At 65.6% G+C, this 23,734-nt stretch carries 19 protein-coding genes and 1 tRNA gene; 9 read left to right on the top strand and 11 right to left on the bottom strand.

Annotation, left to right across the window (positions count from 1 at the left end; all coding sequences use genetic code 11):
- Nucleotides 1–2 precede the first annotated feature (2 nt).
- The 3 genes from A8950_RS08190 to A8950_RS08200 all read left to right on the top strand — a co-directional run bounded on the left by A8950_RS08190 (nt 3) and on the right by A8950_RS08200 (nt 3,744).
- Nucleotides 3–1,751 carry a type I secretion system permease/ATPase gene (locus A8950_RS08190; protein ID WP_133613133.1) on the top strand — a complete coding sequence of 583 codons (1,749 nt, stop codon included), beginning with the start codon at nt 3–5 and terminating at the stop codon, nt 1,749–1,751.
- Nucleotides 1,748–3,073, top strand: a complete 1,326-nt coding sequence (locus A8950_RS08195; protein ID WP_133613134.1) for an HlyD family type I secretion periplasmic adaptor subunit — start codon at nt 1,748–1,750, stop codon at nt 3,071–3,073. Before A8950_RS08190 ends, A8950_RS08195 begins: the two co-directional genes overlap by 4 nt.
- A gap of 134 nt (nt 3,074–3,207) precedes the next feature.
- Nucleotides 3,208–3,744: a PAS domain-containing protein gene (locus A8950_RS08200; protein WP_133613135.1), complete on the top strand. Its 537-nt coding sequence runs from the start codon at nt 3,208–3,210 to the stop codon at nt 3,742–3,744.
- On the opposite strand, the gene A8950_RS19795 is transcribed toward A8950_RS08200, so the two are convergent.
- The 4 genes from A8950_RS19795 to A8950_RS08220 form a co-directional block, all read right to left on the bottom strand.
- A complete protein-coding gene (locus tag A8950_RS19795) occupies nt 3,735–5,699 on the bottom strand; it encodes a TRAP transporter large permease (protein WP_133613136.1) in 1,965 nt (654 codons plus the stop codon). The two genes, A8950_RS08200 and A8950_RS19795, sit on opposite strands and share 10 nt — an antisense overlap.
- On the bottom strand, nt 5,696–6,310 hold the full coding sequence (locus A8950_RS08210) for a TRAP transporter small permease subunit (protein WP_208109792.1): 615 nt from the start codon (nt 6,308–6,310) through the stop codon (nt 5,696–5,698). Before A8950_RS08210 ends, A8950_RS19795 begins: the two co-directional genes overlap by 4 nt.
- 115 nt (nt 6,311–6,425) lie before the next feature.
- Entirely contained in the window at nt 6,426–7,571 is a 1,146-nt protein-coding gene (locus A8950_RS08215) for a TRAP transporter substrate-binding protein (protein WP_133613138.1), read from the bottom strand.
- A gap of 246 nt (nt 7,572–7,817) precedes the next feature.
- On the bottom strand, nt 7,818–8,735 hold the full coding sequence (locus A8950_RS08220) for an isocitrate lyase/PEP mutase family protein (RefSeq protein ID WP_133613139.1): 918 nt from the start codon (nt 8,733–8,735) through the stop codon (nt 7,818–7,820).
- Between the two features lie 241 nt (nt 8,736–8,976).
- On the opposite strand from A8950_RS08220, the gene A8950_RS08225 reads away from it, so the two are divergent.
- Nucleotides 8,977–9,330, top strand: coding sequence for a hypothetical protein (locus A8950_RS08225; protein WP_133613140.1), 354 nt, complete (start codon nt 8,977–8,979; stop codon nt 9,328–9,330).
- A 66-nt stretch (nt 9,331–9,396) separates the two neighbouring features.
- Here the strand turns inward: A8950_RS08225 and A8950_RS08230 are convergent, their stop codons facing one another.
- Complete coding sequence (locus A8950_RS08230) at nt 9,397–10,281, bottom strand: LysR substrate-binding domain-containing protein (RefSeq protein ID WP_133613141.1); 885 nt, start codon at nt 10,279–10,281, stop codon at nt 9,397–9,399.
- Nucleotides 10,282–10,384: 103 nt separating this feature from the next.
- Here A8950_RS08230 and A8950_RS08235 point away from each other — a divergent pair, with 103 nt between their 5' ends.
- The gene (locus tag A8950_RS08235) at nt 10,385–11,743 is read left to right on the top strand and encodes an MFS transporter (RefSeq protein ID WP_166645062.1); all 1,359 of its coding nucleotides are present in this window, start codon (nt 10,385–10,387) and stop codon (nt 11,741–11,743) included.
- On the opposite strand, the gene A8950_RS08240 is transcribed toward A8950_RS08235, so the two are convergent.
- From A8950_RS08240 to carA, 4 genes are all read right to left on the bottom strand, one after another.
- Nucleotides 11,676–12,425, bottom strand: coding sequence for a ribonuclease T2 family protein (locus A8950_RS08240; RefSeq protein WP_166645063.1), 750 nt, complete (start codon nt 12,423–12,425; stop codon nt 11,676–11,678). The genes A8950_RS08235 and A8950_RS08240 overlap by 68 nt on opposite strands.
- Before the next feature lie 16 nt (nt 12,426–12,441).
- Complete coding sequence (gene greA, locus A8950_RS08245) at nt 12,442–12,915, bottom strand: transcription elongation factor GreA (protein ID WP_133613144.1); 474 nt, start codon at nt 12,913–12,915, stop codon at nt 12,442–12,444.
- A 193-nt stretch (nt 12,916–13,108) separates the two neighbouring features.
- Nucleotides 13,109–16,342: a carbamoyl-phosphate synthase large subunit gene (carB, locus tag A8950_RS08250; RefSeq protein ID WP_133613145.1), complete on the bottom strand. Its 3,234-nt coding sequence runs from the start codon at nt 16,340–16,342 to the stop codon at nt 13,109–13,111.
- 6 nt (nt 16,343–16,348) lie between these two features.
- Nucleotides 16,349–17,539, bottom strand: coding sequence for a glutamine-hydrolyzing carbamoyl-phosphate synthase small subunit (gene carA / locus A8950_RS08255; RefSeq protein WP_133613146.1), 1,191 nt, complete (start codon nt 17,537–17,539; stop codon nt 16,349–16,351).
- 250 nt (nt 17,540–17,789) lie between these two features.
- Between carA and A8950_RS08260 the strand changes: the two genes are divergently transcribed.
- From A8950_RS08260 to A8950_RS08275, 4 genes are all read left to right on the top strand, one after another.
- Nucleotides 17,790–18,239 (top strand): GatB/YqeY domain-containing protein, encoded by a 450-nt coding sequence (locus A8950_RS08260; protein WP_133613147.1) that lies wholly within the window; start codon nt 17,790–17,792, stop codon nt 18,237–18,239.
- A gap of 13 nt (nt 18,240–18,252) precedes the next feature.
- Nucleotides 18,253–20,154: a DNA primase gene (gene dnaG, locus A8950_RS08265; RefSeq protein ID WP_133613148.1), complete on the top strand. Its 1,902-nt coding sequence runs from the start codon at nt 18,253–18,255 to the stop codon at nt 20,152–20,154.
- A 116-nt stretch (nt 20,155–20,270) separates the two neighbouring features.
- Nucleotides 20,271–22,259, top strand: a complete 1,989-nt coding sequence (gene rpoD, locus A8950_RS08270) for an RNA polymerase sigma factor RpoD (RefSeq protein WP_133613149.1) — start codon at nt 20,271–20,273, stop codon at nt 22,257–22,259.
- A gap of 149 nt (nt 22,260–22,408) precedes the next feature.
- Nucleotides 22,409–22,484: transfer RNA gene (locus A8950_RS08275), tRNA-Met, on the top strand.
- A 118-nt stretch (nt 22,485–22,602) separates the two neighbouring features.
- Here A8950_RS08275 and trhA read toward each other — a convergent pair.
- On the bottom strand, nt 22,603–23,241 hold the full coding sequence (gene trhA / locus A8950_RS08280) for a PAQR family membrane homeostasis protein TrhA (RefSeq protein WP_166645064.1): 639 nt from the start codon (nt 23,239–23,241) through the stop codon (nt 22,603–22,605).
- A 77-nt stretch (nt 23,242–23,318) separates the two neighbouring features.
- Entirely contained in the window at nt 23,319–23,690 is a 372-nt protein-coding gene (locus A8950_RS08285; protein WP_133613151.1) for a YbaN family protein, read from the bottom strand.
- Nucleotides 23,691–23,734 lie beyond the last annotated feature (44 nt).

Consider the following 23,734-nt stretch of genomic DNA (forward strand, 5'->3'; position numbering starts at 1 on the left):
AGATGGCTCTCGCCAAATCCCGCACCGACAACACCGCTTTCGAGGATGCGATCCGCACCCTGCGCGGTGGTTTCGTATTTGTCGCGATCCTCACCGCCGTACTCTGCCTCTGCCAGCTGATCGTGCCGCTCTTCATGATCCAGGTCTATGACCGCGTGCTCGGCAGCCGCAACATGGACACGCTCGCCATGCTGGTGGTGGTGTCGGCCGGCGGGCTGATGCTGCTGGGGTCGCTCGATTACATCCGCAGTCGGGTCTATCACGTGCTGGGCCATCGCCTGATGCGCCGCCTGCAGCAGCCGACCCTGCAGGCAGCCGTGGACGGCGCGCTCGAGGGGCGTACCAGCAATCCCGGCCAGGCCCTGCGTGACCTCACCGAACTCCGGCAATTCATCACCGGTTCGGCCATCAACGTGCCGTTCGAGGCGATGTTCACGCCGCTCTTCCTTGCCGTCATGTTCCTGATGCACCCGGTCTACGGCTTCATGGCCCTGTTTGCCGCCTTCCTGCTGATCTCGCTCAGCATTGCGATGGAGATCGTGGCGCGGCGTCCGCTGGCCGAGGCGAACGAGGCTGCGGTTAAGAGCATGGGCGCCACCTCCGCCGCCTTGCGCAATGCCGAGGTGATCCAGGCCATGGGTATGCTGCCAGCCATCGCCGGCCGCTGGGAGAAGGACCAGCGCCGCGTGCTCGCCGGCCTCGACGAGGGCAACCAGCGCAGCCGGGCGCTTTCCGCCACCTCGAAGACGATCCGCTACATGCTGCAGATCGCGATGCTGTCGATCGGCGCCATCCTGGTGATCCAGCGCGAGGCGACGCCCGGCACCATGGTGGCTGCCTCGATCATCATGGGCCGCATGCTGTTGCCATTCGACCAGTTGATCGAAGGCTGGCGGCAATGGGTGTCGGCGCGCGGCACCTATCGCCGCCTCCGGGAACTGGTGGGCCGCAGCGAAACCCGCCATGCCGGCATGTCGCTCGCCAATCCGGAGGGACGCCTCAATGTCGAGCGCCTCACCTTCGTGCCGCCGGGTGCCGACCGCCCGGTCCTGCGCAATATCAGCTTCAGCCTCGAGCCCGGCGAGGTGCTGGGTGTCATCGGCCCCTCGGCGGCCGGCAAGTCGACATTGGCCCGCCTGCTGGTGGGCGTCTGGCGGCCGACCGGCGGCGCCGTCTATCTCGACGGCCAGAACGTGGTCAATTGGGACCGCGCCGCCTTCGGCCGCGCCGTCGGCTATCTGCCGCAATCGGTCTCGCTGCTGGACGGCTCGGTGCGCGACAACATTTCGCACATGGCGCCAGCTGACCCGGCCGAGGTGGTGGCCGCCGCGCGCCGCGCCGACGTGCACGAGACCATCGGCGCGCTGCCCCATGGCTACGACACCGAGATCGGCGAACAGGGCTACTCGCTTTCCGGCGGCCAGCGCCAGCGCATCGGCCTTGCCCGCGCGCTGTTCGGCAGCCCGGTCTTCATGGTACTGGACGAACCCAACGCCAATCTCGACCAGAGCGGCGAGCAGGCGCTGATGAACGCGCTGGCGGCGGCCAAGGCCGACGGCACCACGATCATTCTCATCACGCACCGCCCTTCCATCGTCGGTGTCTGTGACAAGCTGCTGGTGCTCCGTGAAGGCGGCATGGCGCAGTTCGGCCCGCGCGCCGACGTGCTGCGTTCGGTTACCGCCGCCAGCAAGAACGACAACAACGCGGTGCCGGGCCAGGGCGGCGTCGCCAGGCTGGTGAAGTCATGACCGCGATCGATTTCGACGACGGCACCCTGCTGCGGCCAGAACCCAGCCTGCGCCGCTATGTGATTGCCGGCTTTGGTGCCATCGCGCTTGGGCTCGGTGGCTTCCTGTTGTGGGGCTTCCTGGCCTCGCTCGACCGTGCCGCCATCGCTGATGGTACCGTCGTGGTCGAAAGCAACCGCAAGACCGTGCAGCACCTGGAAGGCGGCATCATCAAGGAATTGCTGGTGCGCGAGGGCGACCTGGTCCAGGCGGGCGACGTGCTGCTGCGCCTCGACCCGGTCCAGGTGGAGGCGTCACTCGATCAGATCGACATGGAGCGCTATTCGCGCCTCGCCCGGATCGCGCGGCTGCAGGCCGAGCAGGGCGACGCGGATGCTGTCGTCTTCCCGGGCGAACTGACCTCGCGCCGGGACGACGCGGCTGTTGCCGCGCTGATTGCCTCGCAGCAATCCCTGTTTGCCGCCCGCCGCAGCGCCTTTGTCGAAGGCATCGACATGCGGCACCGCAAGATTGGCGAGATCGAAAACCAGATCAATGGCATGAAAAGCCAGATCGCCGCCAATCGCGAGATGCGCGAGATCGCCGAGAAGCAGCTGGTGACCGTGCGCGACCTCTATGCCAAGGGACTTGCCCAGATCCCGCGCCTGCGCGGCCTCGAGAGCGAGGTCGCCGAGCTGGGTGGCAAGATCGGCGAATTGCAGGCCGCGATCGCCGGTGCCAATGAGACCATCGCCGGTCTGCGGATCGAGATCGAGAATCTGCGCTCGACCCGGGCCAGCGAGGTGGCGTCCGAGTTGCAGCAGGTGCTGACCGAGGGCTCGGACTATGCCGGCCGTCATGCAGCCCTCACCGATGTGCTGGGGCGGCTCGATCTCAGGGCGCCGCAGAGCGGCCGGATCGTCAATTTGCAGGTCTTCGGCCCGGGCGCGGTGCTCACCCCCGGCCAGCCGGTGCTCGACATCGTACCGCAGGACGAGCAATTGCTGGTCGAGGCCAAGGTGAAGACCGATGACATCGACACCGTCCATGTCGGGCTGCCGGCCGAGGTGCGCCTGCTTGCCTACAAGCAGCGCCGCGTGCCGCCGATCAAGGGCGAAGTCATCAACGTCTCGGCCGACCGCTTCGTCGAGGAAACCTCGGGCGTTGCCTATTATATCGCCCGGGTGCGACTGGATCTCGCCACCCTCCCGCCCGAAATGAACGTCGCCCCCTATCCCGGCATGCCGGCCGAGGTGCTGATCGCGGCAGGCGAGCGCCGGGCCATCGACTATTTCATCTCGCCCATCACCGACAGCTGGAACCGCGCCTTCCGCGAGGAATAGCTTCCCGCGCGACATTTCCGTCGGATGTGAGAGGATAGCGGCATGCGGGGAGGGTGCGGTGGCATCGCCCCGCGCCGATCCGGGCGGTTGGCTTCGAGGAAAAAAGTCATGCAGCTCTCCCGCGGCGGGCACGCGTGAGTGAGGCGTCGGATATGCCGAGCGGCTTCCGTCCGTTCGTCGATCTCGACCAGGCGCGGATGCGCGCGACGCGTCGCCTGTTCGCCTATTGGCGGGCCAATAGTGCCGCACGGCGGTTCCACCGCACCGATATCGACCCGGCGGCGATCGTCGAAATCCTGCCCTTCCTCATCCTCGGCGACATCGAATCCGCGCCGTTCCGTGTGCGCTTCCGCCTGGTCGGCACCAGCGTCGCCGAATTCAGCCGCCTCGACTTCTCCGGCAGGTATCTTGACGAACTCAACTACGGCGCCCGCGACAGCGTCGACTGGTCGGACTGCTACGCCCACGTCCATGACCGCCGGGAACCGGTCATCGGCACTAATCGGATCAGCTTCCTGGACGGCAAGGTCTCGACCTACGAATTCTGCATTCTGCCGCTCTGGCGCGGCGCCGATCCGGCGGGCAGTTTCGTCGCCAGCGAATCCTATGAAGGCTTCGACCGCTTCGATATTCCCGACCTCGAGCCGGTCGGAAAGCGGCGTCACCGATAGATGACGCTGGGCAGCCACAGGCCGATCGCCGGGAACATGTAGAGTAGGAACATGGCGACGACCTGTATCAGCATGAACGGAATCATGCCGGCGAAGATCTGGTTAAGCGTCACATGCGGCGGCGCCACGCCCTTCAGGTAGAAGGCGGCCATGGCGACCGGCGGCGACAGGAAGGCGGTCTGCAGATTGAGCGCCACCATCAGGCCGAAGAACAGCGGGTCGATATTGAAATGGCTCAGCAACGGTATGAAGATGGGCATGAAGATGACGATGATCTCGGTCCATTCCAGCGGCCAGCCCAGGATGAAGATGATCACCTGGGAAAGCAGCATGAACTCGATCGGCGTCAGGTTGAGGCCCAGCACCCAATTCTCGATCAGATCCTGTCCGCCCAGCAAGGCGAAGGCGGCCGAGAAGATGGCCGAGCCGACGAACAACCAGCAGACCATGGCCGAGGTCTTGGCCGTGAGATAGACCGATTCCCGCAGCACCACCCAGTTCATCTGCCGATAGGCGACGGCAAGAAGGGCGCCGCCCAGGGCGCCGATCGCTGCAGCTTCGGTCGGCGTCGCCAGGCCGAAGACGATCGAGCCCAGGACGGCGAGGATCAGCACCGAGAGTGGCACGAAGGATTGCAGCAGCAGGCGGTAGATCTGGTAGCGCGGGAAATTGAGCAGCGCATAGAAGACGCCGAGGCACGCGATGCCCGCCGCCAATACCCACCAATAGATCCCGGGTGCCGGAACGCGCGCCGGACTGTCTGCAGCTTCCGTCGATGCCGGTTGCTCCGCCACGGGCTCCGACAGGGTCGGTTCGGGTACTGCCAATGGCGGCTCGGCCAGCGCATCGCCAAGCGGCGGCTCTGCCAGGGTGTCACCGAGCGGGGGCTCGGCTAATCCGCCCTCGACGGGCGGCTCCGCGAGACCGTCCGCCAGCGGTGGTTCGGCGAGACCGCCGGCATCCGACCAGTTGTCGGCGCCGCTGCCCATCTCCACCAATCCGCTGTCGAATGCCTCCGGGGGTTCGGTGATGCCACGATAGACCAGACCCATCAGCAGCGCGAAGGTGAGTGCGGGAATGGCCAGCAACAACAACTCCCGCCAGACCCGCGGCGCGGCGCTGACCGGTCCCTGGCCGAAGGCGGCTCGCAGCAGGCGCAACGGCGCCCAGCTATGCCGCCGGCCGCCCGAGAGGCTGGCGAGCAGCGGTGGCAGTACGACCTCGCGTTCGGCTGGCGGCAGCGGCGGCGCCAGCTTCGGCCAGATCCAGGATACCAGCACCACCGCGAGGACATAGAGCGCCGTCAGCATCAAGCCTGGAAAGAAGGCACCGGCATAAAGCTGCACCACCGACACGCCGGCCGTGGCGCCATAGACGATCAGCAGCACCGATGGCGGAATGAGGATGCCGAGGCAGCCACCGGCCGTGATGGCACCGGCCGAAAGGCGGATGTCATAGCCGGCCTTCAGCATGGCCGGGAAGGCCAGCAGCCCCATCAGCGTCACGACCGCGCCGACGATACCGGTCGCCGTGGCGAAGATGGCGCAGGTGATCAGCGTTGCCACCGCCAGCGAGCCCGGCAGCCAGGCGGTGGCAAGATGAAGGCTGGTGAACAGGCGCTGGATCAGGTTGGCGCGTTCGACCAGATAACCCATGAAGACGAACAGCGGCACTGCGATGAGGACGTCGTTGGACATCACACCATAGGTTCGCTGGACCATCAATGTCAGGGTATGGGTGGTGTTGAAGTCGAAGGCCATCCAGGTGAAAACCATGCCGAGGCCCATCAGCGTGAAGGCGGTCGGGAATCCCAGCATGATGCTGACCACGATCAGCGCCAGCATGAGGAGGCCGAGATGACCGGATTCCATCTCCGACGGCGGCGGCAGGATAACGGCGGCGCCAATCAGGATGATCGCCATCAGCGTGAAGCCGAACCACAATTCCTTTCTCATCGGCTGCGCGCGCCCCTGTCTTCCCCGGTTTCCGCGCCGGTGACATAACGATCGAGGGCGGCGATGTCGGCGTCGCTCACATGGACCATCTCTTTGAGTTTTTCGACGTCGACCTCGGCGACATCTCCGGCGCGCGGCGGCCATTTGCCGAGCCTGAGGCAGGCCACGCAGCGCGCCATTTCGACGAAACCCTGCAGCAGCAGCAGGCCGCCGGCAATCGGGATGACCGTCTTGAAGGGATAGATCGGCGGGCCGTCGGCCGAGATCGAGGAGTGCTCGTTGATCGCCCAGGATTCGGCCGCGAAGATCCAGCCGGCCCAGGCCAGGGCGACGACGCCCGGCACGAAGAAGAAGATATAGAGGATGAGGTCGATCGAGGCCTGCACACGCGGCCGGAAGAACGTATACAGCACGTCGCCGCGCACATGCCCGCCCTGGGCTAGGGTATAGGCGCCGGCCATCATGAACAGCAGCCCGTACAGCATCGCCTGCGCGTCGAACACCCAGGCATGGGGTGTCCCCAGGACATAGCGTGAAAAGACCTCCCAGCTGATCATCAGGGTAAGCACAATGATCGACCAGGCGCAAAGCCGCCCGGACCAGATGCTCAACAGGTCAATCCATCCGAGAAATGTCCGCATCGGCGTCCCGTGCAGTGATCGGCGCGGCGGGAAAGCAAAGCGGGGTCCGGCCCGGTTTCGCCGGACCCCGCTCGGCCGATGCCGCTCAGCCCTTGGCGAAAAAGTGGTTATAGGCCATGCGGAAGTTGACCAGCGTGTCGCTCTGCCAGCGAACCGTCCGCTCGGCGAAGGCGCGCTGCGAATCCAGCACCTTCTTGAACATCGGGTTCTCGGCCGATTTCGCCTCGATGATCTTCGACCAGGCGTCGAGCTGGCCTTGCAGGACGCTGTCGGGCGTCTTGTAGAACTTCACCCCGTCGGCCTGCAGCGCCTGGTAGTCCTGGGAATAGCGGTCGACCGCCTTCCACGACATGTCGGCTGATGACGCCGCGGCGGCATGGTCGATGATGGCGCGCAGGTCTTCCGGCAGGGCGTCGTACTTCGCCTTGTTGAACAGGATCTCGAACTGCTCCGAGCACTGGTGGAAGCTCTGCAGCATGCAGACCTTGGAGACGTCGGGGAAACCCAGTATGCGGTCGGACGTGGCGTTGTTGAACTCGGCCGCGTCCAGCAGGCCGCGATCCATCGCCGGCACGATCTCGCCGCCGGGCAACGCGTTCACTGCCGCGCCGAGGGCGGTGAAGATGTCGATCGACAGGCCGACGGTGCGGAACTTCAGCCCCTGCAGGTCCTCTGGTTTCGCCACCGGCTTCTTGAACCAGCCCAACGGCTGGGTCGGCATCGGCCCGTAGAGCAGCGAGACCACGTTGATATTGAGGCTCGAATAGATCTCCTGCTGCAACTCGCGACCGCCGCCATAGTAGTGCCAGGACAGCAGCATGTTGGGGTCCATGCCGAAGGCCGGGCCGGAACCCCAAAGGGCCAGCGCCGAGTTCTTGCCGTACCAATAGGCGATGACGCCATGGCCGCCATCGAGCGTGCCGCTGCTGACCGCATCGAGCAGGTCGAAGGCCTTGACCACGGCGCCGGCCGGCAGCACCTCGATCTTCAGGCGCCCGCCGGACATGGCGTTCACCTTGGCGGCGAAATCCAGGGCGTATTCGTGGAAGATGTCCTTGGCCGGCCAGGTGCTCTGCCATTTCATCACCACCGGATCCTGCGCGCGCGCCACATTGGGCGCGGCAAGGGCCGCCGCGCCGACACCGGCGGCGGCTGCGGCGCCGAGGAACTTGCGGCGCGACGCGTCGGTTTCTTGGGACTTACGCTGGGTACTCTTCTCCCGCTTTGACATGCATGCCTCCCAGGCTTTGGATCATGGAGCGAATTCTTCCGCATTGATGCTTGAGGCCGGTTTTTCCCCGACCTGGCCAAAAGACTAGGTCAAGGCGACAGTGCGGTCGAGACACTTTGCGCGCCGCCGCACTAAGACTAACGTCGCAAGACGGCCCCACGGGCAATCCCGGACCGTTAGCAGGGCCAATTTACAGGGGCCGGCTCAGGCGGCGCGGCAAGGAATCGATCGCGTCGGCCCGGGAGATCAGTCCGAGGAACTTGGTCCGCGCGCGGCGACCCGCTCCATCAGGTCGCGCGCGAAACCATCGCTGGCCCGCTCCATTTCGCGCAAGGCGGGCAGGCGCACGATGTCGTGAAAGCCGGCAAAACTGGTCATGTCGCCCCGCAGGGAGGCTGTGTCGCCGCTCTCCCGCAGCGCGGTATAGAGGTGCCGCAGGTGATGCGCGACCGCATAGGTGGCCGCCACCGGATAGGCGACGCAGGCATAGCCGATATCCTCGAGCTGTGCCGCGGGAAGCAGCGGCGTCTTGCCGCCCTCGACATGGTTGGCCATGCAGGGGGCAGGGATTTCGCTGCAGATGCGGGCCATCTCGTCGACGGTGAGCGGCGCCTCGACGAAGATCAAATCGGCGCCCGCCTCGCGGTAGATCTGGGCGCGCTCGATCGCCGCTTCCAGCCCCTCGATGGCCCGGGCATCGGTCCGTGCCATGATGACCAGATCCTGGTCGACCCTGGCGTCGGTCGCCGCCTTCAGCTTGGCGATCATCTCGGTCACCGGCACCACGCGCTTGCCATCCATATGGCCGCAGCGCTTCGGCGCCACCTGGTCCTCGATGAAAAGGGCGGCGACGCCGGCGCGCTCATAGGCGCGCACGGTACGGGCAGCATTGATCGAGGTGCCATAGCCGGTATCGGCATCGGCCAGCAGGGGCAGGTCGGTAGCGTCGCACAGTCGCGCATAGTGGTCGGCCATTTCGGCCAGGCCCAGCTGGCCGATATCCGGCGCGCCCAGCAGGGTCGCATGGGCGGCATAACCGCCCGCGGTCAAGGCCTCGAAACCGGCTAGCTCGATGAGGCGCGCAGCCAGTGCGTCATGGGCGCCAGGCAGCAGCAGGATTTCCGGGCGGTCGATCAACTGGCGGAAGCGGGTGGTGCGGCGCATGGGCAATTCAGTCCAATCGGGGCGGCGGATCAGGGTGCGGCATCATAGCCGCCACTTTCGAGTCGCCTCCCGGCCCGGTACGAATTTCCGGACCGATTTTGTTCCAGCCACCCCGGAACCGGCCCGCGGATGTGCTGTTAATCCCCCGGGATTGTGGCAAATTCCTGTTGAATTCTGCCGCCGGGCGCAGGAGACTAACCCCGGTTTTTCAATCCATGGGCTCAACAGAGGGAAAAGTACCATGTCGAAGAGCATCGTGACCCGCCTCGCGGCGGCTGCCCTGGTGACCGGCAGTGTTCTCGGGACCGCCGGCCTTGCCGCCGCGCAGGATATGAACGCCATGTACAGCCAGTATCATCAGGCCATCCGCGCGGCGGAAGTCTGCCGCGATATGAAGCTGGATCCGGCGACCTGGAGCAAGGTGTCGACCTATATCGACCAGAAGATCAATTACGAGATCCCGGCCGGTCAGCGTCTGACCCTGATCGAAGCGGCCAAGACCGACACCCGCGTGCTGGTCGAGAAGAAGGGCTGCGATTCCGAGGATGTCGGTGCATTGCTCGGCCTCTACGACAGCGAGCTTGCCAGCCTCTAAGTCTTCCGCAGATTGGTATCGAGGGCCCCGCGCCGCATGGCGCGGGGCTTTTCTTTTGCCGCCCGCTCAGCGGGTTTCGGCGAGTTCGAGCAAGGCGTCGATCACAGCCCGGATGGCCGGGCGGTTGGCGGCACGCCCGGCGGCGCTCAGGAGAAAATGACCCTTGCCGCTTGGCAGTTCGTCCTGCCCGATCTTTTTCAGCGATCCGTCAAGCAGCAGGTTGTCGACGAAGGGCCGGCGGCCGATGGCGATGCCGAGCCCGGCCTTGGCCGTTTCCAGCACCAGTGGCGAGCTTTCAAGGCGGATCAGGTCGCGCGGCAGGGTCGCGGCCAGCCAGGGCGCCCATTCCTCGGGGTGCTGCAGGTTCTGGATGAGCGGCAGGCCGGATGCGGCGATGCCGTTCCTGCCGAGCCGCCGGGCCAGGGACGGAGCGGCGACTGGGAAGGTCATTTCGTCCATCAGGTGCTGCACCCGGGCGCGCGGCCAGGTGCCGGTGCCATAGCGGATGGCGAGGTCGATTTCGTCCCGGTCGAGGTCGACCAGATCGCTGGAGACGAAGACGGCGACATTTACGCTTCCCAATCTTTCGCGAAGCCTGCCGAGGCGTGGCACCAGCCAGTATTGCGCCAGCGCCGGCAGCAGGCTGAGCCGCACCAGGGCTGACCCGGAGCCATCCAGCGACAGCGTGGCGCCAAGTATGTCCCGATGCGCCTGCTGCACCACGTCGAGATAGGCGCGTCCGGCCGGGGTCAGTTTCACCTGTCGGTGGCCCCGCACAAACAGCTCGTGGCCGAGGTCCCGCTCCAATCGACGGATCTGGTGGCTGATCGCCGATTCGGTCAGTTTCAGTTCCACCGCCGCGCGCTTGAAACTGCCGAGCCTGCCGGCGCTCTCGAAGGCGCGCAGGGCGGCGCTGCCCGGAAACGTCATCTGCGCAAGATCGCGTCGCATGACTCCATTTCACCTCAAATCGGGAGTTAACTCGTTTGTGGCGGTTCCGTGTGCCCGGCCATGCTGGCGGCAGCACAAATGCAGGAACCAGGAACCCCGCCCCATGACCATCAGCCATAGCACCGGTCGCGGCATTTTGTCGCCCGTCGAGGCAACGCTTCTGTTCACCGCTTTCGTCGCATCGGCCTATGGCTTCGGCATCTACCTCTTTGCCAGCCTGGCGGCCGACATGCGCGGCGATCTCGGCCTCGGCTATGGCGATATCGGCCTCGCCACGGGTGTGGCCCAGGCGGGCTTTCTCGCGGCCTCGCTGCTCAGCGGCATCTGGGCCACGCGGCTGGGGCCCGTCCGCGTCATTCTGGGCTCCGCGGCGGCAACGGCGCTGTCGCTCCTGTTGATGAGCCGGCTACCGGCGGGGGATGCGCTCTGGCACCTGACCGGGTTGCTGACGGTGATGGGTGCCGGTGCCGCTTCTGTCTGGGTGCCGATGGTTGCCGTGGCCCAGGACGTGATCCCGGCGCGCCACCGTGCCAAGGCGCTTGGCCTGATGTCGAGCGGCACCGCCTACGGCGTCTTCGTCAACGGCCTCGTCATTCCACCCATTGTCGCGACCGGCGGCTGGCGCGGGGTTTGGGTCGCGGTCGGGATCGCCGCCTGTAGCCTGTTGCTGGTCGGCCTGCTGCGCCTTCGCCGCCTGCCGGTCACTGCGGCCATGGCGGTCCAGCGCACCGGCCGGCCGGCAGAGGCCGGGGCAGAGGCTGGGGCGGTGGCTGGCGCAGTAGCCGGGCGCTGGGGCGAGATCGCGCTCCCGCGCACCATCCTGCTGGTCATCACCATGTTCTGCACCGGCCTCGCCTGCATGCCGTTCCAGACTTATCTCGTGGCGACTTTGCGGGAGGAACTCGGCGCGAGCCTCGCCCTTGCCAGTTCACTCTGGAGCGTCATCGGGGCAATCGGCATGGCGAGCGGGTTTCTGTTCGGTCTGCTGGCGGATCGCATTTCGGTCAAATGGGCGATGGTGGCGGCCTATCTGCTGCTTTCCGGTGCCGCGGCACTGCTCTTGGCGCTTCTGCTCCTGGCCCTGCCTATTGCCATGACGGCCATGCTGGCCGTCAGCCTCTTTGCGCTCGCCTTCTATGCGATCTTCGGGCTGGTGCCGGCCTATATCAGCCTGGTCCATTCGCCAGGGGCCGCCACGCTGCTTTTCGGTCTCGGCAATATCGCCCTCGGTTTCGGTGGCCTTGTCGGCAATGTGGCGGGCGGGCATCTGCGCGAGACGACCGGAAGCTTCGCCGCGATCTACGCCGTCATCCTGGCCGCCGCGCTGCTGCAAGTGCTGCTCGCCCTGCTGACGCCAAACGAGCGCCGGCACGAGGTAGCTGCCCGCGGCGGTCTCAGGAACCCGGCGCCGGAATCAGAAACTGCGTCGGGCAGGTGCTGCGCTGGGGGTAAACCGGTATAGCGAGCGAGCCGCGCGTCATCGGCAGTTCGATCCGGTGGCTGCGCAGGCCGAGGCGGATCTCGGCCAGGACGACGGCACCCTCCGGCCGTTTGCAGAAGAGGCGCAGGGCGCGGCCGCTGCCCTTGCCGAAATCGAGTTCGAACCGGTCGAGCAATTCGCGCCGGCTCACCGTGCGGCCGGCCTGCGCGGCGACGAAACGGCTGAATTCGGTCGCGGCCAGATCTTCGGTCCGGTCGATGGCGGCGCGGAAATAGCGCTCCGCGTTGAATCCCGAACAGGTGCCGTGCTTCACCCATTGGTGCCGCTCGAGCAGGGATGCGGTTCCCGGCATGACGCGTTCCAGATCCAGCCGGGTGGCGTCGCTCAATTCGGGCGGCGGCAGCTCCTCCCAGCGCCGGTCGATATTGCGCCGGCGATCGGGCTCGAGCAGGCAGTAATTGTCGTCTGCGTTGAACCGGCCATCGCCATTGCGGTCGACATTCGGCCACAGGCCGTGCAGCGTGAAATGCCGCCCAGCCCAATCTGCGGGCGCGTCGCAGGATGCGTCGTCGCTCCGCATCGCGCAAAAGCCCGCCTGCCAGGACAGGGCCAGGGTGTAGTCGCGCGGCTCCTGCGCCGGCGCTGGCTGGGTCCAGAAGCAAACGGCCGCCAGGATCGCGGCGATCCGGCGGCCGTGTCGCATCCGGGTGCCGCCCCGTTTACTTGAACTGGACCTTGGCGATCTCATAGGATTTGGAGCCGCCAGGGGTCGTGACCTCGACGGATTCGCCGACCGATTTGTTGATCAGGGCGCGGGCCAGCGGCGCCGTCACGGCGAGGCGCCGCGCGCTGATGTCGGCCTCGTCCTCGCCGACGATCTGGTAGACCGCTTCCTCTTCGGTATCCTCGTCGATCAGCGTCACGGTGGCGCCGAACTTGACCTGGTCGCCGGTCAGCTTGGCGACATCGATGACTTCCGCGCGCGAGATCTTGTCCTCGAGCTCCATGACACGGCCCTCGATGAAGGACTGGCGCTCGCGGGCGGCGTGATACTCGGCGTTTTCGCTGAGGTCGCCATGTTCGCGCGCTTCGGCAATGGCGCGGATGACCGCCGGCCGCTCGACCGTCTTCAACTGCTTCAGTTCCTCTTCCAGGCGGGCGAAACCATCCGCCGTCATCGGGATCTTCACCATTCTCGTTCCAATCCGGCCGCTGCTCTTTTCCGGCGCGGCCCAAAAAAGCAAAACAACCCCCCGGGCGCACGGCTGGCTCTAAAAAACCAATCGTGTCAGCCCGTTGGGCCTGATTTGTCCAGAGGACACGGGACCTCTGGTCCCGCCGAATAGCCCCGGACGACCGCCGCGTAAATGGCGACCGCCCCGGCTCTCAACTCTTAAAGTACGATTGCAGCGGCGCGACTGCAAGCTCCCCTGCCGCCAGGGCGCCGATGGCATCCACTGCCGCCTTGGCGCCGGCCAGGGTGGTGAAATAGGGAATCTGGCCGGTCAGGGCGGCGCGGCGCAGGCTGAAACTGTCCGAGACCGCCTTGTTCCCCGCCACGGTATTGAACACCAGCTTGATCTCGCTGCGTTCCATGGCATCGACGATATGCGGCGAGCCCTGGTGCACCTTGTTGATGGCGCGGACATTGAGGTTCTGGTTTCTGAGATAGGCGGCGGTGCCCGGTGTCGCGCAGATGTCGAAGCCCATTTCCAGCAGGCGCTTGGCGGCCGGCGTGATCGCCGCCTTGTCCTTGTCCTTCACCGAAATGAAGACCGTGCCGCTCTTCGGCAGGTTGAGGCCGGCGCCCAATTGCGCCTTCAGGAAGGCGCGGGCGAAATTGGAATCGAGCCCCATCACCTCGCCGGTCGAGCGCATCTCCGGCCCCAGGATTATGTCGACGCCGGGGAAGCGCGCGAAGGGGAAGACGGCTTCCTTCACCGCCACATGGTGGCGCAGGCTGGTATCGAGATCGAAGGCGGCCAGCTTCTCGCCCGCCATCACGCGCGCGGCGATCTTGGCGATCGGCAGGCCGGTGGCCTTGGCGACGAAGGGCACGGTGCGGCTGGCCCGCGGATTGACCTCGAGCACATAGATGTCGGCGCCCTTGATCGCGAACTGCACGTTCATCAGGCCGACCACGTTGAGACCCTTGGCCAGCGCTTCCGCCTGGGCGCGCAGCTCGGCGATCACCTGCAGCGGCAGGGTATGGGGCGGCAGCGAGCAGGCGGAATCGCCGGAATGGATGCCGGCTTCCTCGATGTGTTCCATGATGCCGGCAACATAGACCTGCCCGCCATCGGCGATGGCGTCGACATCCACCTCGATCGCATCCTCGAGATAGGAATCGATCAGTACCGGGTTGTCGCCGGAGACCTGCACGGCGGTGCGCATATAGCGCCTGAGCTGCCCGGTCTCGTGCACGATCTCCATGGCACGGCCACCCAGCACATAGGAGGGGCGGATGACCACCGGATAACCGACCTCGCTGGCGACGCGCTCGGCTTCTTCGGATGAGCGCGCGATGCCGTTCTTCGGCTGGCGCAATTTCAGCTTGTGCAGCAGTTGCTGGAAGCGCTCGCGGTCCTCGGCAAGGTCGATCGCATCCGGCGAGGTGCCGAGGATCGGGACCTTCGCGGCTTCGAGGGCGGCTGCCAGTTTCAGCGGCGTCTGCCCGCCGAACTGCACGATGCAGCCCAGCAGCCGGCCCTTGCTCTGCTCCAGCCGCGCGATCTCGATCACGTCCTCGGCGGTGAGCGGCTCGAAATAGAGCCGGTCCGAGGTATCGTAATCGGTCGAGACCGTTTCCGGGTTGCAATTGACCATGATGGTCTCGATGCCGGCTTCCTTGAGGGCGTAGGCGGCATGGACGCAGCAATAGTCGAACTCGATGCCCTGGCCGATGCGGTTAGGCCCGCCGCCCAGGATGATCACCTTGTTGCGGTCGGATGGCCCGGCCTCGTTCTCGGCCGGCTCGATGCCGTCGCCCTCATAGCAGGAATACATATAGGGCGTGTCGGAGGCGAATTCGCCGGCGCAGGTATCGATGCGCTTGTAGACCGGGTGCAGGTCGAGGGCGAGACGATGCGCCGTCACCTCGGCCGGCTTCCGGCCGACGAGCTGTGCCAGGCGCGCGTCCGAGAAGCCCATTTTTTTGAGGCGCATCAGGCCGGGTTTCGTCTGCGGCAGGCCGTTCTTCCTCACTGCGGCCTCGGCCGCCACGATCGCCTCGACCTGGCGGACGAACCAGGGATCGAATTTCGAGGCGTCGCAGATTTCCTCGACTGTCAGGCCGGCACGCAGGGCCTGGGCGATCACCAGCAGCCGGTCCGGGGTCTGCTTCGCCAGTTGCGCCTGGATGGTCGGCTTGTCCTCGCCCTCCAGCGTCACCTCGTTGAAGCCGGTGAGGCCGGTTTCCATCGAGCGCAGCGCCTTCTGGATCGATTCCGCGAAGGACCGGCCGATCGCCATCGCCTCGCCCACCGATTTCATCGACGTAGAGAGGACAGGTTCGGCACCGGCGAACTTCTCGAAGGTGAAGCGCGGCATCTTGGTGACGACATAGTCGATGGTCGGCTCGAAGCTGGCCGGCGTCACCCTGGTGATGTCGTTGGCGAGTTCATCCAGCGTATAGCCCACCGCCAGCTTCGCCGCGATCTTGGCGATCGGGAAGCCGGTCGCCTTGGAGGCGAGGGCGGAGGAGCGCGAGACGCGCGGATTCATCTCGATGACGACCAGGCGGCCGTTTTCCGGATTGACCGCGAACTGCACGTTCGACCCGCCGGTATCGACGCCGATCTCGCGCAGCACCGCGATCGAGGCGTTGCGCATCACCTGGTATTCCTTGTCGGTGAGGGTCAGTGCGGGTGCGACGGTCACGGAATCGCCGGTATGGACGCCCATCGGGTCGATGTTCTCGATCGAGCAGACGATGATGCAATTGTCCGCCTTGTCGCGGACGACCTCCATCTCGAATTCCTTCCAGCCCAGGACCGATTCCTCGACCAGCACCTCGCCCACGGGCGAGGCCTTGAGGCCGCCCTCGACGATGCGGATGAAATCCTCGCGCGTCTGGGCGATGCCGCCGCCGGTGCCGCCCAGCGTGAAGGAAGGGCGGATGATCGCCGGAATGCCGACATATTCCAGCGCCTCCAGCGCCTCCTCCATGTTGGCGACGAGGCGTCCGCGCGGGCTCTCCAGGCCGATCCGGTCCATCGCCTCGCGGAACAGGAAGCGGTCCTCGGCCATGTCGATGGCCTTGGCGTTGGCGCCGATCAGCTCGACGCCGAGTTCCACCAGCTTGCCGGATTTATGCAGCGCCATCGCGGTGTTGAGCGCCGTCTGCCCGCCCATCGTGGGCAGCACCGCATCCGGCTTTTCCTGCTCGATGATCTTGGCGACCACATCCGGCGTGATCGGCTCGACATAGGTGGCGTCCGCCAGATCCGGGTCGGTCATGATGGTGGCCGGATTGGAATTCACCAGGATGACCCGGTACCCCTCGGCCCGGAGCGCCTTGCACGCCTGCGCTCCCGAATAATCGAACTCGCAGGCCTGGCCGATGACGATCGGCCCGGCGCCGATAATGAGGATCGATTTGATGTCAGTGCGTTTGGGCATGATTGATCACTTCGCCTTGCTCTTCGCGATGTTCTCGACGAAGCGGTGGAACAGGTAGTGGCTGTCCTGCGGCCCCGGCGAGGCTTCGGGGTGGTACTGCACCGAGAACACCGGCTTCGACTTCATGGCAAGGCCCTCGACGCAATCGTCGAACAGCGAACGATGGGTGATGGCGACATCCGCCGGCAGGCTTTCCGCCATCACCTCGAAGCCGTGGTTCTGGCTGGTGATCTCGACCTTGCCGGTTTCCAGATCCTTGACCGGATGGTTGGCGCCGCGATGGCCGAGGCCCATCTTGCGCGTCTTGCCGCCCAGCGCCAGGGCCAGCATCTGGTGGCCGAGGCAGATGCCGAAGATCGGCAGGTCCCTGGCGATCAGGTCCCTGATCACCGGCACGGCGTATTGGCCGGTCGCTGCCGGGTCGCCCGGGCCGTTGGAGAGGAACACCCCGTCCGGCTGGTGGCGCAGCACGTCGTCGGTGGTGGCGGTCGCCGGCACCACGGTGACGTCGCAGCCGGCATCGGCGAGGCAGCGCAGGATGTTTTGTTTGGCACCGTAATCGATGGCGACAACCTTGAAGCGCGGCTTGGGTGCCGCCTGGTAGCCACCCGCGATTCGCCACAGGCCGCCTTCCCAATGATAGGTCTGGTGGCAGGTGACGTCCTTGGCGAGGTCCATGCCGTCGAGGCCGGGCCAGGCCTTGGCCTCGGCGACCAGCGCCGGGATGTCGAATAGCCCATCGGCCTGGTGCACGATGACGCCATTGGGCGCCCCCGCATCGCGGATGCGGCGGGTGAGGGCGCGGGTGTCGATGCCGGCGATGGCGGGCAGGTTGTTGGCCTTCAGCCAGGCGTCGAAATGCTGGGCGCTGCGCCAGTTCGATGGTTCGGTGATGTCGAGGTTGAGGATGCAGCCCCTGGCTGCCACCATCTGGGTCTCGACGTCTTCCGGGTTGGCGCCGACATTGCCGATATGGGGAAAGGTGAAGTTGATGATCTGCCCGGCATAGGAGGGATCGGTCATGATCTCCTGATATCCGGTCATCGAGGTGTTGAAGCAGATCTCGCCGACCGCCTTGGTCTCGGCACCGAGGCCGCGGCCCTTCAGCACCGTCCCGTCGGCCAGCACGATCAGCGCGGTGGCTGTCGGGGTCTCGTCAGGATTGGGCGCGTGGGCGGATGTGGCGGCGGCGGTCATGCGCGGGCCTTTGCTGATCTGTCGATGAAAGGAGGCGGGCCAACCTGGGCAGCCGCCTCCGAGCTCTGGATCGCGCCGGCCGCAAGTTGGGAGTTTCTATTCCGTGACAGCCTCGGCGTCAAGCCGGCTCTCGAAAAGATTTTCAATTCTTTTCAATGGGTTGATGGCAATCAGCCGCATGGACTCACGGGGGCGAATCCGTTATGGTCCGACCTTTCCACAATCCCTTGGGTTCAGAACGGGTGGCGCCATGCTGCGGCAACGGATCAATGACGATGTGAAAACGGCCATGAAGGCGAAGGATCCGGCCCTTTCCGGCCTGCGCCTGATCCAGGCCGCCATCAAGGACAAGGACATCGCCGCCCGGCCCGGAAACATGAACGGCATTTCGGATGCCGAGATCATCGACATGCTGCAGAAGATGGTGCGCCAGCGCCAGGAAAGCATCGAGATGTACCAGAAGGGCAACCGTCCGGAACTGGCCGCCAAGGAGCAGGCCGAGATCGACGTCATCCAGAACTACCTGCCCAAACAGCTCTCCGAGGCCGAGACGGCGGCGGCCATCGCCGCCGTCGTGGCCGAAACCGGCGCTGCCTCGATCAAGGACATGGGCAAGGTGATGGGCGTCCTCAAGGAACGCTTTGCCGGCCAACTCGATTTCGCCAAGATCGGCCCCATGGTGAAGGCGAAACTCGGCTGAGGGCTGAAGGCCAATGGCGCTGTTGCCGCAATTCCTGGAGGAGCTGCGCCGCCGCGTCTCGATCACCGACGTCATCGGTCGTCGCGTGCGTCTCAACCGCCGCGGCCTTCAGGCGACCGGGCTTTGCCCCTTCCACAACGAAAAAAGCCCCTCCTTCCACGTCTATGAGGGGCCGGACGAGCCGCATTACCATTGCTTCGGCTGCGGTGCCCATGGCGACGTCATCACCTTCGTCATGGAAACGGAAGGCCTGCAGTTCCGCGACGCGGTCGAGAAGCTGGCGGGCGAGGCCGGGCTCGAGATCCCGCGCGACAATCCGGAGGCCCGCGCGCGTGCCGAACGGCAGGACACGCTGGCCGGCGTCATGGAACTGGCGGCCAAATTCTTCGAATCCCAATTGGGCGGTTCCGCCGGCCGTGCCGGGCTGGAATACCTCAAGGGCCGCGGCCTCGACCCGGAGACGATCCGGCGCTTTCGCCTCGGCTTCGCCCCCGATGGCTTCGAGGCGCTGAAGGCCAGGCTCGCCAGGGAGAACATCCCCGAAGCGCTTGCGCTGGAGGCGGGATTGCTGGTGAGGAACGACGAGACGGGGCGGATCTATGACCGTTTCCGCGGCCGCGTCATGTTCCCGATCATGGATGCCAAGGGTCGCGTCATCGCCTTCGGTGGCCGCGCGCTCGGTGACGAGAAGCCGAAATACCTCAACTCGCCGGAGACCCCGCTCTTCCACAAGGGCCGCACCCTCTACAATCTCAACCAGGCGCAAAAGCCGGCCCGCGACCGCAACGAGATCATCGTGGTCGAGGGCTATATGGATGTGATTGCACTTGCCGAGGGCGGCTTTCCCCATGCCGTGGCCCCCCTCGGCACGGCACTGACCGAGGACCATATCCAGCTGCTCTGGCGCTTTGCCGCCGAGCCGATCCTCTGTTTCGACGGTGATGCCGCCGGACGGAAGGCGGCGGCGCGCAGCGTCGAGCGCGTGCTCCCCATCCTCAAGCCCGGTCTTTCCCTGCGCTTTGCCTGGCTGCCCCAGGGGCAGGATCCGGACGATTTGATCCGCGGCGCCTCCGGCCTCGGCGACGGGTCCGGCGCCATGCGCCAGGTGCTGGAAAAGGCACAGGCCCTGGTGGACGTGTTCTGGGCCGAGGTGCTGGCCGGACGGGTGCTCGATACCCCGGAACGGCGCAGCGGCTTCCGCCGCGACCTGCTGGCCGCCATCAGCCGCATCGCCGACAAGGGGGTGCAGGAGGATTACCGCCGGGAAATCCTCGCGCGCCTCGACCAGGCCTTCGGCGGTGGCGGCCCCGCCCTCCGCAGTGGACCCCGGCCGCCCCGGCTTGGCCGGTTCGGCGACGGGCGCACGGTGGGAACCCCGTTCCAATACCCCAATCCCGGCGGCGAGGCGGCCAGGCGCGGCACCGCCGGCGTCAGGCGGCTGCCCTATGAGGTACTCCTGGCGGTCGTCATTAACCATCCCGATCTGCTGCACCGCCACCATGAGAGTGTGGCCCTGATCGCTATTCCCGACCGTCAACTTGACAAGCTGAAGGGGGCCTTGTTAGACCTCGCCACCCGGCATCCGGACCTTGACGCCAACGAGTTCAAGAACCATTTGATGGACTTAGGTTTCTCTGGCGCGATCGAGACCTTGGTCCGGCACACCGGAACGATCAGATTCGCCCTTCCTTCGGCCGGGCTAGCCCAGGCCGAGGCGGGGCTTTTGCACGTTATGGCCATCCTGCGCGAGACCGAGATCGAGGTCGAGCTGGCAGCGGCGGCCCGGGCCCTGGAGGAAGATATGTCTCAGGACAACCTGGATCGCTTTCAGGCCGCCCAGCAGCAGAAGCTGGAGGCAGAGAGCCGGCGCCGGGACCTCGACCTCGCCGATTTCGACCCCCTGCTGAAAACGTGACGGTCTTGCGGAGAATTGAACGGCCTTTCAGAAGTTGAACGGGCTTTCAGGAATTGAACGGGCCGGCGACCGGTCGGCCCCGACCAGATGACGCTCAAAGAGCTCAGGTGAAGTAGATGGCAACCAAACCGACCGCGAAGCCCCAGGCCGATGCCGCCAAGTCCAAGGACGAGACCGCCGAGGGTCCGCTGATGGACGCGATGAATGCGGCCGTCCGCAAGATGCTGGCCAAGGCCAAGGAGCGGGGCTACGTCACGGTCGACGAACTCAATGCCGTGCTGCCGCAGGAGCAGATGTCCTCCGAGCAGATCGAGGACATCATGGCGATGCTCAACGACATGGGCATAAACGTGGTCGAGAACGACGACAGCGAGGAAGCCGAGGACGAGCCCCAGGCCGAGGCCGAGAGCGAAGAGGAAGAGGGCAAGGCCGCCGGCAACCTCAACGACAGCGAGGTCGGCCGCACCGACGATCCGGTGCGCATGTATCTCCGCGAGATGGGTTCGGTCGAGCTGCTCTCGCGCGAGGGCGAAATCGCCATCGCCAAGCGCATCGAGGCCGGTCGCGACATGATGATCGGCGGCATCGGTGAAAGCCCGATGACCCAGCGCAACATCGTCGAATGGCGCGACAAGCTGAAGGCGGGCGAGATCCTGCTGCGCGACATCATCGACCTCGACGCCAGCATGCCGAGCGTGCCCGGCACGGAAGAGGAGATGGCCCGCGCCAACGAGGAGGACCTCGAGGGCGACGAGGCCGAGGAAGGCGAGGAGGCCGAGGGCGAGAAGAAGGAAGGCGAGGCTGCAAGCCAGGATGGCGATGAGGGCGAGGAAGCCGCCGTTTCGCTGGCCTCGATGGAAGCCCAGCTGCTGCCACAGGTGCTGGAGACCTTCGACAAGATCGCCGCCCTTCACAAGAAGATCGACAAGGCGCAGTCGAAGCGCCTGGAATCCATCCTCGGCGGCGAGGATCTCAATCCGCGCTCGGAAAAATCCTACGAGAAGCTCAAGGCCGAGATGGTCGAGCTGATGTATTCGGTGCGCCTCAACAACAACAAGATCGAGGCGCTGGTCGACCAGCTCTACGGCCTCAACCGCCGCCTGATGACCCTCGAGGGCCAGCTGCTGCGCCTCACCATGAAGGCCGGCGTCAAGCGCGAGGAGTTCCTGCAGAAGTACTACGGCGCCGAACTCGACCCGAAATGGATGACGCGCGTCGGCAAGCTCGCCGGCAAGGGCTGGAAGAAGTTCGCCACCGACCACAAGGACGAGGCGAGGAAGATCCGCGCCGAGATCGCCGCCATAGCCGGGGCGGTCAACCTGCCGGTCGGCGACTTCCGCCGCATCGTCAACACGGTGCAGAAGGGCGAGCGCGAGGCATCGCGGGCGAAGAAGGAAATGGTCGAGGCCAATCTCCGCCTCGTCATCTCGATCGCCAAGAAATACACCAATCGCGGCCTGCAGTTCCTCGATCTCATCCAGGAAGGCAATATCGGCCTGATGAAGGCGGTCGACAAGTTCGAGTACCGCCGGGGCTACAAGTTCTCGACCTATGCCACCTGGTGGATCAGGCAGGCGATCACCCGCTCGATCGCCGACCAGGCGCGCACCATCCGCATTCCGGTGCACATGATCGAGACGATCAACAAGCTGGTCCGCACCAGCCGCCAGATGCTGCACGAGATCGGCCGCGAGCCGACGCCGGAGGAACTGGCGGAAAAGCTGATGATGCCGCTGGAGAAGGTGCGCAAGGTCCTCAAGATCGCCAAGGAGCCGATCTCCCTCGAAACGCCGATCGGCGACGAGGAGGACAGCCATCTTGGCGATTTCATCGAGGACAAGAACGCCATCCTGCCGCTGGATGCCGCCATCCAGGCCAATCTGCGCGAGACCACGACCCGCGTGCTGGCGACGCTCACCGCGCGCGAGGAACGCGTACTCAGGATGCGCTTCGGCATCGGCATGAACACCGACCACACACTCGAGGAAGTCGGCCAGCAATTCTCGGTCACCCGCGAACGCATCCGCCAGATCGAGGCGAAGGCGCTCCGCAAGCTGAAGCATCCCAGCCGCTCGCGGAAGCTCCGCAGCTTCCTCGATACGTAAGAGGTCAGTCTGCCACCCTCCCTTGTCATGGTCCGCGAAGGCGGACCATCCACGAGTTTGTTGGCAACAGCATGATCTCCGGATAGAAACTCGCGGATCCCCCGCCTGCGCGGGGGATGACAATATGGGGGAGCCGAAAGCCACCCCGGGGGCCCGTAGTTCAGCGGTTAGAACGCGCCGCTCATAACGGTGTTGTCGGGGGTTCGAGTCCCTCCGGGCCCACCATTTCTCTGCGCCGCCAGCAACTGTCGCTCCCGGCTCATGGCGGGCCGTGCTGCCCTCGCGACTCCGGTCAGCGTCGTGCCGTGTGCCGATCCTGGCGTGGCCCTCCGGCCGTCGCCTGCTACCCCATCAGCGACAGCACGGCGACATAATGGCTGCCCGATCCCGCCAGCACACAGCCATGCCACACCGGGTCGGTCCAGTTGCCGATATGCCGCCCGTAGATGACGGCGCCGACGGTATAGGCAAGGCCGCCGACGGCAAGGAACACCAGCGCGACCAGCGGATTGAGATCGACAAAGGGCTCGATCGAGAAGAGGAACAGCCAGCCCAGCAGCAGGTAGAGGCCGACGAAGGCGCGGTCATATCGACAGCGCAGCACCACCTTGAGTGCAATGCCCACCAGTGCCAGAGCCCAGACCCAGACCAGCAGATCGATGCCGAAGGGGCCGAGGACGCCCTGGATGACAAAGGGTGTGTAGGTGCCGGCAATCAGCAGAAAGATGGCGCCGTGATCGCAATAGCGCAGGAACGGACGGAAGCGCGATGTCTCGTACATGTTGTAGAGAAAGGAGAACAGCGAGCAGATCAGCAGCGAAATCGCAAAGACGATCGCGGCGAGATGGCCGGCGGTGGCGTGTGGCGTTGCCGCCAGCTGGAGGATGCTCAACAGGGCGACGACGCCGAGGCCAAGCGTCGCGGTCAGGAGTGCTCTGTTTACCTGGCGGGCCCTGCCGATCGGCATTCGCGGCATGTTCATCGACCTCATTATACACGGTGGCCGGCGAGAACCCGCAAAAAGATTGCCTGGGCCGGGCAAGGATGCTGGCGAACCGGTCAGCGTGCCCGCGGCGGCCCATCCGGCCGCGTCAGGATGAAGGCGCCCATCGCCACCAGCACGGCGCCCTGCAGGGCCAGCACCCAGAGCGGGAATTGCATGGCGATGCTGAGAGCGAAGGCGGCGGCCATCATCAGGATGGCGATCCGCTTGGCGCGCCGGTCGATGCCGCCATGGCGGCGCCAGTTTTCGATCATCGGGCCGAAGCTGCGGTGATTGAGCAGCCAGGCCTCAAGCCGGGGCGAGGAACGGGCGAAACAGAAGGCCGCCAGCAGGACGAAGGGTGTGGTGGGCACCAGTGGCAGGACGATGCCGGCGATGCCGCAGGCGAGCGACGTGAGACCGGAAACGATCCAGAGCGGCCGTGTCACAGGGGAGCCATCGCCATGTCATCAACGGCGTCGATGGCCGACAT

Source organism: Dongia mobilis, from assembly GCF_004363235.1.
In the GTDB taxonomy this organism is placed as follows: Bacteria; Pseudomonadota; Alphaproteobacteria; order Dongiales; family Dongiaceae; genus Dongia; species Dongia mobilis.

Bases quoted from the DNA above. Each gene is read 5' to 3' on its own strand.
- dnaG (WP_133613148.1), top strand. From the start codon at position 18,253: ATGGCGCTGTTGCCGCAATTCCTGGAGGAGCTGCGCCGCCGCGTCTCG.
- A8950_RS08260 (WP_133613147.1), top strand. From the start codon at position 17,790: ATGCTGCGGCAACGGATCAATGACGATGTGAAAACGGCCATGAAGGCG.
- A8950_RS08225 (WP_133613140.1), top strand. From the start codon at position 8,977: ATGTCGAAGAGCATCGTGACCCGCCTCGCGGCGGCTGCCCTGGTGACC.
- A8950_RS08235 (WP_166645062.1), top strand. From the start codon at position 10,385: ATGACCATCAGCCATAGCACCGGTCGCGGCATTTTGTCGCCCGTCGAG.
- A8950_RS08215 (WP_133613138.1), bottom strand. From the start codon at position 7,571: ATGTCAAAGCGGGAGAAGAGTACCCAGCGTAAGTCCCAAGAAACCGAC.
- A8950_RS19795 (WP_133613136.1), bottom strand. From the start codon at position 5,699: ATGAGAAAGGAATTGTGGTTCGGCTTCACGCTGATGGCGATCATCCTG.
- greA (WP_133613144.1), bottom strand. From the start codon at position 12,915: ATGGTGAAGATCCCGATGACGGCGGATGGTTTCGCCCGCCTGGAAGAG.
- rpoD (WP_133613149.1), top strand. From the start codon at position 20,271: ATGGCAACCAAACCGACCGCGAAGCCCCAGGCCGATGCCGCCAAGTCC.
- A8950_RS08195 (WP_133613134.1), top strand. From the start codon at position 1,748: ATGACCGCGATCGATTTCGACGACGGCACCCTGCTGCGGCCAGAACCC.
- carA (WP_133613146.1), bottom strand. From the start codon at position 17,539: ATGACCGCCGCCGCCACATCCGCCCACGCGCCCAATCCTGACGAGACC.
- A8950_RS08190 (WP_133613133.1), top strand. From the start codon at position 3: ATGGCTCTCGCCAAATCCCGCACCGACAACACCGCTTTCGAGGATGCG.
- trhA (WP_166645064.1), bottom strand. From the start codon at position 23,241: ATGAACATGCCGCGAATGCCGATCGGCAGGGCCCGCCAGGTAAACAGA.
- A8950_RS08220 (WP_133613139.1), bottom strand. From the start codon at position 8,735: ATGCGCCGCACCACCCGCTTCCGCCAGTTGATCGACCGCCCGGAAATC.
- A8950_RS08240 (WP_166645063.1), bottom strand. From the start codon at position 12,425: ATGCGACACGGCCGCCGGATCGCCGCGATCCTGGCGGCCGTTTGCTTC.
- A8950_RS08230 (WP_133613141.1), bottom strand. From the start codon at position 10,281: ATGCGACGCGATCTTGCGCAGATGACGTTTCCGGGCAGCGCCGCCCTG.
- carB (WP_133613145.1), bottom strand. From the start codon at position 16,342: ATGCCCAAACGCACTGACATCAAATCGATCCTCATTATCGGCGCCGGG.